Source organism: Zoogloea sp. (assembly GCF_041904905.1).
Classification (GTDB): domain Bacteria; phylum Pseudomonadota; class Gammaproteobacteria; order Burkholderiales; family Rhodocyclaceae; genus Zoogloea.
In genome coordinates, this window is the sequence record NZ_JAYRMI010000002.1 from 15,107 (window position 1) to 27,405 (window position 12,299).

General features: G+C 67.7%; 10 protein-coding genes. All 10 read right to left on the reverse strand.

The annotated features are described in order from the left end of the window. Window position 1: 1 nt before the first annotated feature. From ACE3N6_RS00885 to ACE3N6_RS00930, 10 genes are read right to left on the reverse strand one after another with little or no spacing between them, the layout of a single operon-like run. Window positions 2-1,102, reverse strand: a complete 1,101-nt coding sequence (locus ACE3N6_RS00885) for a glycosyltransferase family 4 protein (RefSeq protein WP_374243275.1) — start codon at window positions 1,100-1,102, stop codon at window positions 2-4. Further along, the gene (locus ACE3N6_RS00890) at window positions 1,099-2,304 is read right to left on the reverse strand and encodes a TIGR04063 family PEP-CTERM/XrtA system glycosyltransferase (protein WP_374243276.1); all 1,206 of its coding nucleotides are present in this window, start codon (window positions 2,302-2,304) and stop codon (window positions 1,099-1,101) included. Before ACE3N6_RS00890 ends, ACE3N6_RS00885 begins: the two co-directional genes overlap by 4 nt. Beyond that, the gene (locus ACE3N6_RS00895; protein WP_374243277.1) at window positions 2,305-4,233 is read right to left on the reverse strand and encodes an XrtA/PEP-CTERM system amidotransferase; all 1,929 of its coding nucleotides are present in this window, start codon (window positions 4,231-4,233) and stop codon (window positions 2,305-2,307) included. Window positions 4,234-4,248: 15 nt separating this feature from the next. After that, entirely contained in the window at window positions 4,249-5,439 is a 1,191-nt protein-coding gene (locus ACE3N6_RS00900) for a TIGR03088 family PEP-CTERM/XrtA system glycosyltransferase (protein WP_374243278.1), read from the reverse strand. 13 nt (window positions 5,440-5,452) lie between these two features. Further along, a complete protein-coding gene (locus ACE3N6_RS00905; protein WP_374243279.1) occupies window positions 5,453-6,694 on the reverse strand; it encodes a TIGR03087 family PEP-CTERM/XrtA system glycosyltransferase in 1,242 nt (413 codons plus the stop codon). Window positions 6,695-6,700: 6 nt separating this feature from the next. Further along, complete coding sequence (locus ACE3N6_RS00910; protein WP_374243280.1) at window positions 6,701-7,738, reverse strand: FemAB family XrtA/PEP-CTERM system-associated protein; 1,038 nt, start codon at window positions 7,736-7,738, stop codon at window positions 6,701-6,703. 10 nt (window positions 7,739-7,748) lie between these two features. Next, window positions 7,749-8,621, reverse strand: coding sequence for an XrtA system polysaccharide deacetylase (locus tag ACE3N6_RS00915; RefSeq protein ID WP_374243281.1), 873 nt, complete (start codon window positions 8,619-8,621; stop codon window positions 7,749-7,751). Beyond that, entirely contained in the window at window positions 8,618-9,703 is a 1,086-nt protein-coding gene (locus ACE3N6_RS00920; RefSeq protein ID WP_374243282.1) for an XrtA/PEP-CTERM system-associated ATPase, read from the reverse strand. Before ACE3N6_RS00920 ends, ACE3N6_RS00915 begins: the two co-directional genes overlap by 4 nt. Window positions 9,704-9,710: 7 nt before the next feature. After that, window positions 9,711-11,261 carry a TIGR03016 family PEP-CTERM system-associated outer membrane protein gene (locus ACE3N6_RS00925; protein WP_374243283.1) on the reverse strand — a complete coding sequence of 517 codons (1,551 nt, stop codon included), beginning with the start codon at window positions 11,259-11,261 and terminating at the stop codon, window positions 9,711-9,713. Next, on the reverse strand, window positions 11,258-12,292 hold the full coding sequence (locus tag ACE3N6_RS00930; protein WP_374243284.1) for an XrtA-associated tyrosine autokinase: 1,035 nt from the start codon (window positions 12,290-12,292) through the stop codon (window positions 11,258-11,260). The genes ACE3N6_RS00925 and ACE3N6_RS00930 overlap by 4 nt, the downstream gene beginning before the upstream one ends. Window positions 12,293-12,299 lie beyond the last annotated feature (7 nt).

The following is a 12,299-nucleotide window of genomic DNA, read 5'->3' on the forward strand; positions in this document are numbered from 1 at the left end:
CCTACGTCCGGCGGGCCGCGCCCGAGGCACGGCAGGCGTCGGAATAAGCGGCAAGCAATTCGTTCTTGACGGCCGACCAGGCGTAGCGCCGGACATCGTCCTGACCCGCAGCGCGGATTCGCGCCGCCAGGGCCGCATCGTTGAGAAAGCGCAGCACGGCATCGGCCATCGCCTGCGGGTCGTCGGCGGGCACCAGCAGCGCGGTGACTTCGTCTTCGACGATGAAGGGCACGCCGCCGACGTTGGTGCTCACCACCGGCACGCCGCTCGCCAGCGCCTCGAGCACCGAGTTGGGCATGTTATCCACCCGGCTCGGGTTGATGGTGAGGTCGGCGTCGCGGTACAGCGCGGCCATCTGGTCGCGGTCGAGGCGGCCGGTGAAGACCACCTTGTCGGCCACCCCGAGGCTCGCCGCGAGGGCCTGCAGCTCACCCCCCTGAGGGCCGCTGCCGGCCACCGACAGGCGGGCGTCGGGCCGGGCCGCGGCCACCCGCGCGAAGGCCTTCAGCGCGGTGTCGATGCCGTAGATGGGCTCCAGGTTGCGGGCCACCACGATGTGGGCGGCGGGCTCGCGGCCCGCATCGGCCGGGCGGAAGCGCGCCAGGTCGATGATGTTGGAGACGATCCGCCCCTCCATCCCGAAGCGGTCGAAGACCTCTTTCAGGAAACCGGACGGCAGCACCAGCAGCGCCGCGCGGCGCATGCTCGCGCGCACGGAATCGGCGGACCGGTTGAGGAAAGGCTCGGCCTCGCCGCCCCGGTAATTGACCACTACCGGCTTGCCGCGCAGGCTGCCGATCCAGATCGCCGGCGCCGCAAACAGATGCCACGACCAGCCCGAGTTGGCCATCACGTGGAGCAGATCCGCCTTGCCGGCGGCGCGCCACAGGTGCAGCAGATAGGGCACCAGCCGGAACAGCGCGCGGACGCCCTTGAGCTTTTCGGCCCAGGCCGGGCGATACGGCGCGTTCACCTGCACCACCTCGACCTCGGCGCCCTCCCCGCGCAGCAGCTCGCCCAGTTGCCGGGTCTGGTTGGCCATGCCGCCGGCGGGCGGCGGCAAGGGGCCGACCAGCGCAATCTTCAGATCAGCGAATTTCATGCCGCCAATCTCGGCGCCAGCCGACCGTACACCGCCTTGTAGTTGGCGACGCTGTTCTTCCAGTTGCGCACATCTTCCACAAAATGGCGGCCGGCGGTGCGCATGGCGGGCCAGCGATCGCGGTGGGCCAGCATGTCGTTGAGGGTGGCCACCAGCGCGGGTACCTGGCCGGCGGCGAACAGGCGGCCGGTCTCCCCGTCGCGGATGAGTTCCTTGTGGCCGCCCACATCCGAGGCCACGAAGATGCGGCCCTGGGCCATCGCTTCCAGCGGCTTGAGCGGCGTGACCAGTTCGGTCAGGCGCATCGAGTGGCGCGGGTAGGCCAGCAGGTCGATGAGGTCGTAGTAGCGGCTGACTTCGGAATGAGGCACGCGGCCGGTGAACACCACCTTGTCGGCGATGCCGAGGCGCTGGGCCTGGGCCTTGAGGTTGGCGTCCTGGGGGCCACCGCCCACCAGCAGCACGCGCAGGTCGGGCTGACCGGCGTGCATCGCGGCGAAGGCGTCGAGGAGCAGGTCGAGGCCTTCGTAGGCGTAGAACGAGCCGACGAAGCCCAGCACCGTCTTGCCCTGCAGGCCCAGCCTGGCCTTGAGGGCCTCGTCCGGCGCGCCGGAGAGCTGGAAGCCTTCCACATCCACCGCGTTGGGGATGACCGTGACCTTGGTTTCCGGAATGCCCCGGGCGACGATGTCGCGGCGCAGGCCTTCGCAGATGGTGAAGACGTGATCGACGCGCTTGATGGCCCAGGTTTCGAGGGCGCGGGTGGCGCGGTAACGCAGGCTGCCTTCGGAGGTGGTGCCGTGGTCCACCGCGGCGTCTTCCCAGAAGGCGCGGATCTCATAGACGACCGGAATGCCAAGCCGGCGGCCGACGCGGATCGCCGGGATGGCGTTGAGCACCGGCGAGTGGGCGTGGATGACGTCCGGCCGCAGCTCGCGGGCGAGTTGTTCGAGGCGCGCTTCGGTGGCGCGGATCAGGCGCCATTCGTTGATCCCGGCCGGGCCGGCGGGCGGCACTTCGGAGCGGTAGAAGCGCAGGCCATCCACGTCTTCCATCGCGGCGGCGGTCTTGCCCTGCTTGGGCGAGGTGAGGTGGAAGGTCTCCCAGCCCAGGGCGCGCTGTTCGCGCAGGATGGCCGCGGTGCGGAAGGTGTAGCCGCTGTGCAGCGGGATCGAGTGATCGAGAACGTGAAGAATGCGCATTTACTGACTCGTGACGACTGCGGCGGGCGCCTGGGCCGGGGCCTGGCTGTTGCGCAGGAAGGCTTCGAACATCATGGTGGTCCACAAGGGCGCGCTGTAGTCGCGGGCGCCGGACTGGTGGGCATCGACCAGATGCTGGAGGTAATCGCGGTTGAAGATGCCGGTCTCGGCGAGGGTGGGGCCCAGGATCGCCTCGCGCACGCGCGCCTTGAGCGGGCCGCGGAACCAGCGGGCCAGCGGCACGGCAAAACCCATCTTGGGGCGATACAGCACATCGCGGGGCAGCATCGGCTCCATCGCCTTCTTGAAGACGAACTTGCCTTCCTGGCCCTTGATCTTGAGGCCGGAGGGCAGCGTGGCCAGCCATTCGACCAGCTTGTGATCCATCAGCGGCTCGCGCACTTCGAGGGAGTGGGCCATGCTGGCGCGGTCGACCTTGGTGTTGATGTCGCCCACAAGATAGGTCTTGGTGTCGAGGTACTGGATGAGGGCCAGCGGGTCGTCGGTCTGGGCGGCGTTGCCGTGGCGACGGAAGACTTCGAGCGCGTTGTAGCCGGCAAGCTCGGCGCGGAACTTGCTGGAGAACAGGCTACGCCGCATGTCGTCGCGCAGGATGGACACGGAGTGGAAGTAGGCCTGGACGGAATCCCGGGCGAGCGACTGGAAGGTGGTCTTGGCGCGGAACATCCGCGGCGCCCAGTCGGCCTTGGGGTACATCCGGCCCAGCAGGCCGAACACCGGGCGACGGATGCTGGCGGGCATCGAGTCGCGCATCTTCTCTTCCATCAGGTGCATGCGGTAGCGCCGATAGCCGCCCATGGCCTCGTCGCCGCCGTCGCCCGAGAGGGCCACGGTGACGTGCTTGCGGGCGAGCTGGCAGACCCGGTAGGTGGGGATGGCGGAGCTGTCGGCGTAGGGTTCGTCGTAGAGCGCGGCCAGGGTGTCGATGAGGTCGAAGTCGTCGGACTTGACGGTCTCGACGAAGTGCCGGGTCTGGTAGCGGTCGGCCACCATCTTGGCGAACTCGGACTCGTTGAAGGCCGGGTCGTCGAAGGCGATCGAGCAGGTGTTGACCGGGTCGGCCGACAGGCCGGCCATGGTGGCCACCACGGCGCTGGAATCCACCCCGCCCGACAGGAAGGCGCCCAGCGGCACGTCGGCGATCATGCGCAGGCGCACGGATTCGCGCAGGCGCTCGGTGAGTTCGGCAGTGGCGTCGGCCAGCGACAGGGGGTTGTCGAGGGTGAAGCGCACGTCCCAGTAGGTCTTGGGCGCGGGGATCGGCTGGCCGCGGCGGATGCACAGGGTCTCGGCGGGCTGGAGCTTCTTCGCGCCCATGAAGATGGTGCGCGGCTCGGCCACGTAGCCAAGGGCGAAGTACTCTTCGACGGCGTGGGGGTCGATGCGGCGGTCGAGGCCCGGGTGCTGCATCAGCACCTTGAGTTCGGAGCCGAAGACCAGCGTGCCGTCGTCGAGGATGGCGTAGTAGAACGGCTTCACGCCCAGGCGGTCGCGGGCGATGAAGAAAGTCTGCTTGTTGCGGTCCCACAGGGCGAAGGCGAACATGCCGCGGAAGCGCTGCACGCAGTCCTCGCCCCAGGATTCCCAGGCGTGGACGATGACTTCGGTGTCGCTGCGGGTGTGGAAGCGGTGGCCCAGGGCTTCGAGCTCCGGCACCAGCTCCTGGAAGTTGTAGATCTCGCCGTTGAACACCACGGCCACGCTGCCGTCTTCGTTGAAGAGCGGCTGCTGCCCGGTGGACAGGTCGATGATCGACAGGCGACGATGGCCCAGGGCCACGCCGGGTTCAAAGTGGAGATCGCCCTCATCCGGCCCGCGGTGGAACTGGATGTCGTTCATCCGCTTCATCAGGTCGCGGTCGAAGTCGCGGTTTCCGCGGGTATCAAAAAGGCCAGCAATGCCGCACATGGAATCTGTCTTCTTTCAGTGAAGGGCGTTTCTGGATTGGATGGCAGCGCCGGCGCCGGGCTGGGTTGCCCGCAGGCGCGTTTCGTAGACCGAGAGGTAGCTGCCGACCATTGCATCGAGACTGAACTGGGCGCACACGCGCGCGCGCCCCGCCTGCCCGAAGGCCGCCGCCCGGGCGGGATCGGCGAGCAGCGCGGCCATGGCGTCGGCGAGCGCGGCGGGATTGGCCGACGGCACCAGCAGGCCGGTTTCGCCCTCGACGACCAGCTCGGGGTTGCCGCCGACCCGGGTGGCGATCACCGGCAGGCCCGAAGCCATCGCCTCGAGCAGGGTGTTGGAGATGCCCTCGGCCAGGGACGGCAGCACGAACACATCCAGGCCGCTGTTCATCAGCGGCACATCGGAGCGCTCGCCGGCCATCCAGACGTGGCCGGTCAGGCCCTCGGCCTGGATCAGCTCGGCCAGCCGGGCCTGCAGCGGCCCGCCGCCGACGAGGGTGAGCCGGGCGCGACGGGCGGCGTCCGGGTTGCCGCGCACCAGCAGGCCAAAGGCGCGGATGAGGTTGGCGTGATCCTTGACGTCCTGGAGGCGCCCCACCGCCCCGAAGACCACCAGCGCCGGGTCGTTGAACGGCGAGCCGGGAATCTCGGCGCGCTTGCCGGCGGGGGTGAAGCGGTCGGTATCGACGCCGTTGCAGATGCGCCGCACGCGATCGGCCCGCACCCCCACCTTGTCGGTGAGGTAGGACTCGATCCGCCGGGAGAGCGCCACGTAGGCCGACACGAAGGGCGAATACGCCTTGCGCAGCAGCTGGAACTTGCGGCTGACGCCTTCGAGATCGGACGCATCCCAGCCGTGTTCGCCGTGGATGCGCACCGGCACGCCGGCCGCCCAGGCCGGCACCACCATCTCGAGGGCGGCCAGGTTGCGGGTGTGGACGATGGCCGGGCGATGCTCGCGGAACAGCCGGTATAGCTGCGGGTACATGCGGATGCCGTGCCCTGCGCCCTTCTCGAGGGACACGAAGGTGACGTCGCTGCGCTGGATGCGCTCGCAGAAGCCCGGCACGCAGCGGGTGAGCGCGACGATCATGTGGCGGAAGCGCTCGGGCGGCATCCGGTTGATGAGGTTAACGATCCCGTTCTCCAGCCCGCCAACGTCGAAGCTGTAGACCACGTGAATCACCAGGGGACGGGGATCGTTCATGATACAAAAATAGTCACCGCGAGCCGCTCGCGGTATCGGAACAATGATTGGATGCACCCAGCAGCTTTTCGAGGGCGGCCAGATGCGCCGACCAGCTATAGGCGCGCAGCACCGCATCCCGCGCCGCCAGGCCCATGTTGCGGCGCAATGTTACATCACCAAGTAATGCGACAGTACGCGAAACGAATTCTTCGCTGCTGTGGGCAATCTCACAGTCATGCCCAGCGCGGGCCGCCAGACCGGTGGCGGGTGCCGAGGAAATCACGACCGGACGCGCCATGGCCATCGCTTCGAGCACCTTGTTCTGGATGCCGCGGGCGATGCGCAGCGGGGCGACGATCACGTCGGCGTGGGCGAGATAGGGGCGCACGTCGGGCACCGTGCCGGTGACGACCACCCCCTCCCCCGCCAGCGCCTGCACCGCCGGGGTCGGGTTCATCCCGACGATCCAGAAGCGGGCGTCGGGCACCTGCTCGCGCACCTTGGGCAGCAGCTCGGTGGCGAACCACACCACCGCGTCCACGTTGGGCCAGTAATCCATGGCGCCGGTGAAGACGATCACCGGGCCGCCCGCCGGGTAAGGGCTGACGCCGCCGTTGGCCGGCGAGAAGTAGTCGGCGTCGACGCCGTTCTGCATGGCGCTGACCCGCCCGGCCAGCTCGGGCGCGGCCTTGCGGAACAGGTCGGCCTCGGCCTCGGTGACGAAGATGCTGGCGTCGGCCCCGGCCGCCGCCGCGCGCTCGAAGGCCAGCAGGCAGCGCCCTTCGCGGCGGTACAGCCAGGACATGGGCCAGCGGTGATCGCCGGCGTATTGGGTCCACTTGGCGGAGTCGAGGTCGCAGAAATCGATGACTCGGTGCGACAAGCCCGGCGCGTCGAGGTATTGCGCCATCGGCCCGGAGAAGGCGACCGCTTCGTGGATGCCCTCCCGCGCCACCACCTGCTTCACCCAGTCGGCAAGCGCTGCGCTGCGGTAGTAGGGCACGCTGAGCGCCTCGCCGGTAAGCAGCCCCCGCAGGCTGGCGATCTTCGCGCGGCGCGGGTCGAGGCGGATCACCCGGCTCTCCTCGCACCACTCGGACAGCTTGTCGATGTGCTGGACGTCGTCCGGGTGGTCGACGAAGGTGCCCAGGAAGACCCGGTGGCGCGTGGCGAGCTGACGCAGGATGTTGAAGGAGCGGACCTTGTCGCCCTTGTTGGGCGGATAAGGAATGCGATGAACCAGATAGAGCAGCGGAGTGCGGACGTCGACCACCTGCAGTTACCCCAGGTTGCGGACGATGTGCGGCCCGATGGCATTCGCCACCCCCAGCGGCAGGCGTCGCCACATGGCGATGAAGGCACGGTACTTGGGGTTCATCGGGTTGTTCTGGGGGACGGCGTCGCGTTTGTAGAGGCGGTATTCGTAGGAAAGCGGGATGGGCTCGAAGCCCCAGTTCTTCTTGAAGCTGAAGGGGCCGGTGCCGGCCTTGCTGCGGCCGTAGTCGAAGAGCCGGTAACCCCGGGCGCAGGCGCGACGCATCAGCTCCCAGTATTTGAAATCGTTCGCGGCCAGATCGCGGGCAGCCAGATCGTCGCCGGCGTAGTACGGCAGGACCTCTTCCCGGAAGTAGAAGGTGAGGACGGTGGAGAGGGGCTTGCCTTCGGCCGATGAAACAGTCATGACCTCGCAATCCTGCCCGAAAACCTTCAGCAGCGTTTCAAAGAAATGTTTCGGCAGCGCCGGCGTGCCGTGGCGCAGCACGTTATCGGAATACAGCGCGAAGAAACGGTCGGCGTTGGGGTCGATCTCGGCCACCAGCCCGTTCTTGATGCCCTTGCGCACCATGGCCCGCTGCTTGCGGGGGATGGCCAGCATGTTGGCTTCTTCGTCCGGCAGGATCTCCTTGCGGAACGTGAAGTAGAGATCCTGGTGCGGCCAGTCGGCATGGCGCTGGCGCAGGTTGCGGTATTCCAGGTGCTGGACGCCGCACTGGCGGGCGAGCGCGTCGGCGGCGGCCTCGAGGGCGGCGACCGCCTCGTCGTCCGATCCGGCCACGCCGCCATACACGGCAAACGGCAGCGAGGTCATCGCGTGACCGAACAGGCGGCTCTTGACCTCCACCAGCGGCAGGACGGCGACGATCTGACCATCACGCTCGGCGAGGAGGTAATGGGTGCGGTGACGGAACACCGACTCCATGATGCCGCGCCATTCGATGCGGTGAAAAAACGTGGCGTCGGGACAGGCGAAGACGAATTCGTTCCAGCGCGCAGAATCCCCCGCCGCAAACGGGCGTGCTTTGACAACAGATACCATTCCCGGAACCTTAGACTGAGGTTTGAAGTGCGGGGAGGAAGACTTCGTCCATGCGTCCCCAGGAGAAATCCTGGAGCAGGCGGGCGAGACGTTCTTCGGTCCGTTCCAGATTGACGTAGTGCCGGAAACGGGTCTTGGCGCTCGCTTCCGCCACGACGGGCTGCTCCGGGTCGATCTCCCAGGGGTGGAAATAGAAGATCGCCGGGCGGCGGTCTTCCTGGTTCACCTTGCGGATGCCCCAGGCGGAGACCGGATACGGCAGCAGCCGGAAGTAACCGCCGCCACCCACCGGCCAGTTGCGGCCAAGGCGGCGTACGGTGGTGATGGGAATCTCGACCAGCGCCTTGCCCACCGGATACGGGAAGCGCGGCGCGTCCGGCACGCCGTAGTGGTCGTGCTTGACCGGATAGACGCTGGAGCTGTAGGTGTAGCCGGCCGCCTCGATGCAGCCGTGGGCCCACGGGTTGGACAGCCCCACCGAGAAACTCGGCGCCCGGTAACCCTTCACCTCGCAGTCGGCGATGTCTTCCAGCACCGCCTTGGCGAGCTGGATGTCGGCCAGAAAGGCTTCAGGCGTCTGCTCGCTGGCGCGCTGGTGACCGTAGCCGTGGCTGGCGATCTCGTGCCCCTCGACGGCGATCAGCCGGACCAGCTTGGGGTAGCGCTCGGCGATCCAGCCCAGGGTGAAGAAGGTGCCCTTGGCCTCGTGCCGGTGCATCAGCTCGAGGATGCGGTGGACGTTGCGCTCGACCCGACAGGGCGTGCTGTCCCAGCTCTCCTTCGGAAAATGCGGCGCCAGCGCGGAGACCTGGAAATAATCTTCCACGTCGATGGTGAGGGCGTTGACGATGGCCTTGCCGTCGCGGGTTACGGCGGCCGTCATTTGGCTGGCGCTCCGCCGTCGGCCCGGGGCTCGTCCTGCGCCGGCGCAGCCTTCAGCAGCTGGCTGAGGGTGTTCAGGGTGGTGGAGAGGGTCCGCTCCAGCAGGGAGAGGCGCTCGTCGAAGCGCGTCATGTCGAAGGCGGGGCCGGCGCCGGCGAGGAGCCGGGCTGCCTCGGGGTCGGCCAGCAGGCGCTGCAGGTCGAGCGCCACGCCGGCCGGCGACGCACCGGCAGCCGGCATGGCGGGCGATGGCGTGGCGGCGGTGGGCGTGACCTGCTCTTCACGCATCTCGGAGACGATCTGGTTGACCAGCTCGACCCCCACCCGACGCTGTTCGCCCAGGAAGGCGGCCAGCATGATGCGGTCGCACAGGGCGTTGATGCGGCGCGGGATGCCCTGGCTGACGTTGTAGATCTCGCGCATCGCCTCGGCGTCGAAGCTGGGGTTGCCCTTCCAGCCCACGCAGGCGAGGCGGTGCTCGACGTAGGCCTGGGTTTCCTGCAGATCGAGCGGCCCAAGGTGGTAAGAGGCGATGACCCGCTGACGCAGCTGGACCATCTCCGGGCTCTGCATGATGGCCCGGAACTCCGGCTGGCCGACCAGGAAGCTTTGCAGCAGGGCGTGGTCTTCGAGCTGGAAGTTGGAGAGCATCCGCAGCTCTTCGACGGCCTTCTGGGTGAGGTTCTGGGCTTCGTCGACGATCAGCAGCGCGCGCTTGCCGGCGGCGGTGGTGCTGACCAGGAAAGCCTCGATGGCCAGCAGCAGGTCGCTCTTGGAGAGATGCTTGCTGGGGATGCCGAAGGAGGCCGCCACCAGCCGCAGGATGTCGTCGGCGTCGATCTGGGTGCTCACCAGATTGGCGGCCACGATCTTCTTGGAGTCGAGCTTTTCGAGCAGGCTGCGTACCAGCAGGGTCTTGCCGGCCCCCACCTCACCGGTGATGACGATGAAGCCCTCGTTCTGGTGCAGGCCGTATTCGAGGTAGGCCATGGCGCGCCGGTGGCCGCGGCTGCCGTAGAAGAAGGATGGGTCCGGGTTGAGCTGGAAGGGCTTGCCCCGTAAACCGAAATAGGCTTCGTACATGGGAGGATCAGAACTGGAAAAGGAGCGAGCCGTACACGGCGTTCTCGGAGTATGACGCGAGGCCCCCACCCTGGCTGTTACGCAGATTCACCGCACCCGTGGTGTTGGGCGAGAGTCGCGTGGAGACGCCGGCGGTGACCATCCGGTTGCGGGCATCGGATGCGCTGCCGCCCAGGCTGGTGTTGTCGGTGTGGCTGCGCATCACGGTGTAGGTGGCGTTCGCCGTGGTGATCGGCGTCATCTTGTGCTGGAGCGAGACGGTGCCGCCGCTGGTGCGCAAGCTGGAGGTGGTGGTGATGTCTTCGGTGACCGCGAAATCGCGCTCGGTGATCGTGGTGCGGTTCGAGCGGAAAGCGATCACCGACACGCTGTTGCGCACACCGATGAAGGTGACGCCCAGTTGCAGCCGGCGATCCAGATAGAAGCCGTTGGCCAGACCGGACTGCAGCCCCACCAGCGCGCTGCCCACGTCGGTGCCGGTGCTCGTGGCGGTGAGCTTGCGGATGCAGGCGTCCCGCGTGGCGGCCGGCTCGGACGCACAGAACAGCTTGGCCAGATCGAGCAGCGTGACCGCACTGGTCATGTTCTGGCTGGTGGTGGTGATGTCCTTGGAGTAGGTGCCCTGGAACGCGATCTGCGGCCCCCGGTGCTCGCCGGTGAAGTGGTAGCCGGTGCCGAAGAAGCGGTCCTCGATGGTGCCGGACAGCTTGGTGAGCGGCGTCGGCGTCCAGTCTCCACCCAGACCGTAGATCGTGGTGGTCTTGTTATCCACCGACGAGTAGTTGTTGGTCTCGGTGCCGCCGATGAAGCGCAGCGAAACCTGGGGGTCGGCCAACCACAGCGCGGACGCGCGCAGCGAGCGGTGGTCCACGTCCCGGTTGTTGGTGCGCGAGGTGTGGCTGTCGCTCAGGCCGACCGACCAGCCGAGGTTGCCGAAGGCCCGCGGATCGGACGCGCTCACCGACCAGACGTTGCTCTGGAGCCGGTTGAGCACCGTGGTGCTGGAGTCGGACTGGTTGGCGGTGAGCCGGGCCTCGACGGTGCCGGTGTTCGAGAAGCGCCCCTTGAGGTAGGGGCTCGCGGAGAAGGTGCGCACCTCGGACCAGTTGCTCGCGCCGGTCACGGTGTCGCCGCCGATGGGACGGAAGGCGTAGGTGGGCTGGCGGGTGACGGTGGCCATCAGATCGAGGAAGCCGTGATTGTCCCACCAGGTGACCTTGCCGTTGCCGTTGAGCATCAGCTGGTTGCTGTCGTGCTGCGAGCCGTTGCCATAGAAGGACGAGTTGACGCCCACGTCCATGGTGCCCTTGACGCGGTAGCCCCGCGCGTCGAAGCGCAGCATCGGCCGGATCTGGGTGATCCAGTCGCGCTCGGCTTCGGACGACTTGGTGAGGCGAGCGTTGTCGGTGAGGGTCTCGGTGAGCAGCACCGACGGGATGACGGCGAATTCACGCTGCTGGGCATGGGCCGACGAGGCGCCCAGCCCCAGGGCGGCGCACAGCAGCGCCAGCCGGCGCAGCGGCACCGCCGGCATCGCACGGAAGGCGGGCGTCGTCACGCGTTCTCCTTCGGCGCATGGCCATAGCCGTAGCCATAGCCGTAACCGTAGCCATAGCCGTAAGAACCGGCGCCGGACTGGAGGGCCTTGTTGAGCAGCATCAGCTTGACCGGGCAGTTTTCGATGGTCGACAGCGCCTGCCGCACCGCCGCCTGGGTGGTCTTGTTCGACTCGACCACCATCACGATCTGCCCCATGTGGGTGGCCAGCACGCGGGATTCGGTGGTGACCAGCAGCGGGGGCGAATCGAACACGATGATCCGGTCGGAGTAGCGCTCGGCCAGCTCTTCGAGCAGGTTGTTCATCACGTCGCTGGCGAGCAGTTCGGTGGCCCGCGGGTGGGGCGTGCCAGCCGGCAGCAGGCTGAGCTTCTCGATGTTGGTCTTGAGCAGCACGTCGCTGAGCTGGGTGCCCGGGGTGGTGAGCACATCCATCAGGCCCTTCTTGGGGGGCAGACCGAGGATGTTGAGCACCGACGGCCGGGACACGTCGGCGTCGATCAGCAGCACCGTGTGGTCCAGCTCCATGGCCATGCTGATGGCCAGGTTGATGGAGCTGAAGCTCTTGCCCTCGCCGGGCAGGGAGCTGGTGATCATGATGAGGTTGGCGTTGTTGATCGCCGCGGCGCCCTTCCCCTGCACGTTACGCAGCAGCGGGCGCTTGATGATCCGGAACTCGTCGCCGATCAGCGAACGGGGTGCGTTGGGGGTGACGATCCCGATGGACTGCAGCCGCTCCAGGTCGATCTCGATGAACTTGGACGGGTTGCCGGCCGGGGCCGGCCTGGCCTTGGCCTGCACCGCCGGCGCGGGCTCGGGCTGAACGGGCGCGACGGGCTCCGGCGCGGCGATGACCGGCTCGACGCGGCCCGGTTGATCGGCAAAGGCCGAGGCGACCGGCGCCGGGGTGGCCGGCGCGGCCTGCGCGACCGGCTCGGCCTCGACCGCGGCCGGACGCTCGTTGTCGACCGGCACGGAGGTCGCCTTCTGCAGTTGCTCGAGCCGCTCGACGGCTTTTTCAATAATGCTCATGTTCGCC

What these genes read in the sequence shown, in the direction of transcription:
- ACE3N6_RS00895 (WP_374243277.1), bottom strand. Translation starts at nt 4,233, where the DNA reads ATGTGCGGCATTGCTGGCCTTTTTGATACCCGCGGAAACCGCGACTTC.
- ACE3N6_RS00930 (WP_374243284.1), bottom strand. Translation starts at nt 12,292, where the DNA reads ATGAGCATTATTGAAAAAGCCGTCGAGCGGCTCGAGCAACTGCAGAAG.
- ACE3N6_RS00900 (WP_374243278.1), bottom strand. Translation starts at nt 5,439, where the DNA reads ATGAACGATCCCCGTCCCCTGGTGATTCACGTGGTCTACAGCTTCGAC.
- ACE3N6_RS00890 (WP_374243276.1), bottom strand. Translation starts at nt 2,304, where the DNA reads ATGCGCATTCTTCACGTTCTCGATCACTCGATCCCGCTGCACAGCGGC.
- ACE3N6_RS00885 (WP_374243275.1), bottom strand. Translation starts at nt 1,102, where the DNA reads ATGAAATTCGCTGATCTGAAGATTGCGCTGGTCGGCCCCTTGCCGCCG.
- ACE3N6_RS00920 (WP_374243282.1), bottom strand. Translation starts at nt 9,703, where the DNA reads ATGTACGAAGCCTATTTCGGTTTACGGGGCAAGCCCTTCCAGCTCAAC.
- ACE3N6_RS00910 (WP_374243280.1), bottom strand. Translation starts at nt 7,738, where the DNA reads ATGGTATCTGTTGTCAAAGCACGCCCGTTTGCGGCGGGGGATTCTGCG.
- ACE3N6_RS00915 (WP_374243281.1), bottom strand. Translation starts at nt 8,621, where the DNA reads ATGACGGCCGCCGTAACCCGCGACGGCAAGGCCATCGTCAACGCCCTC.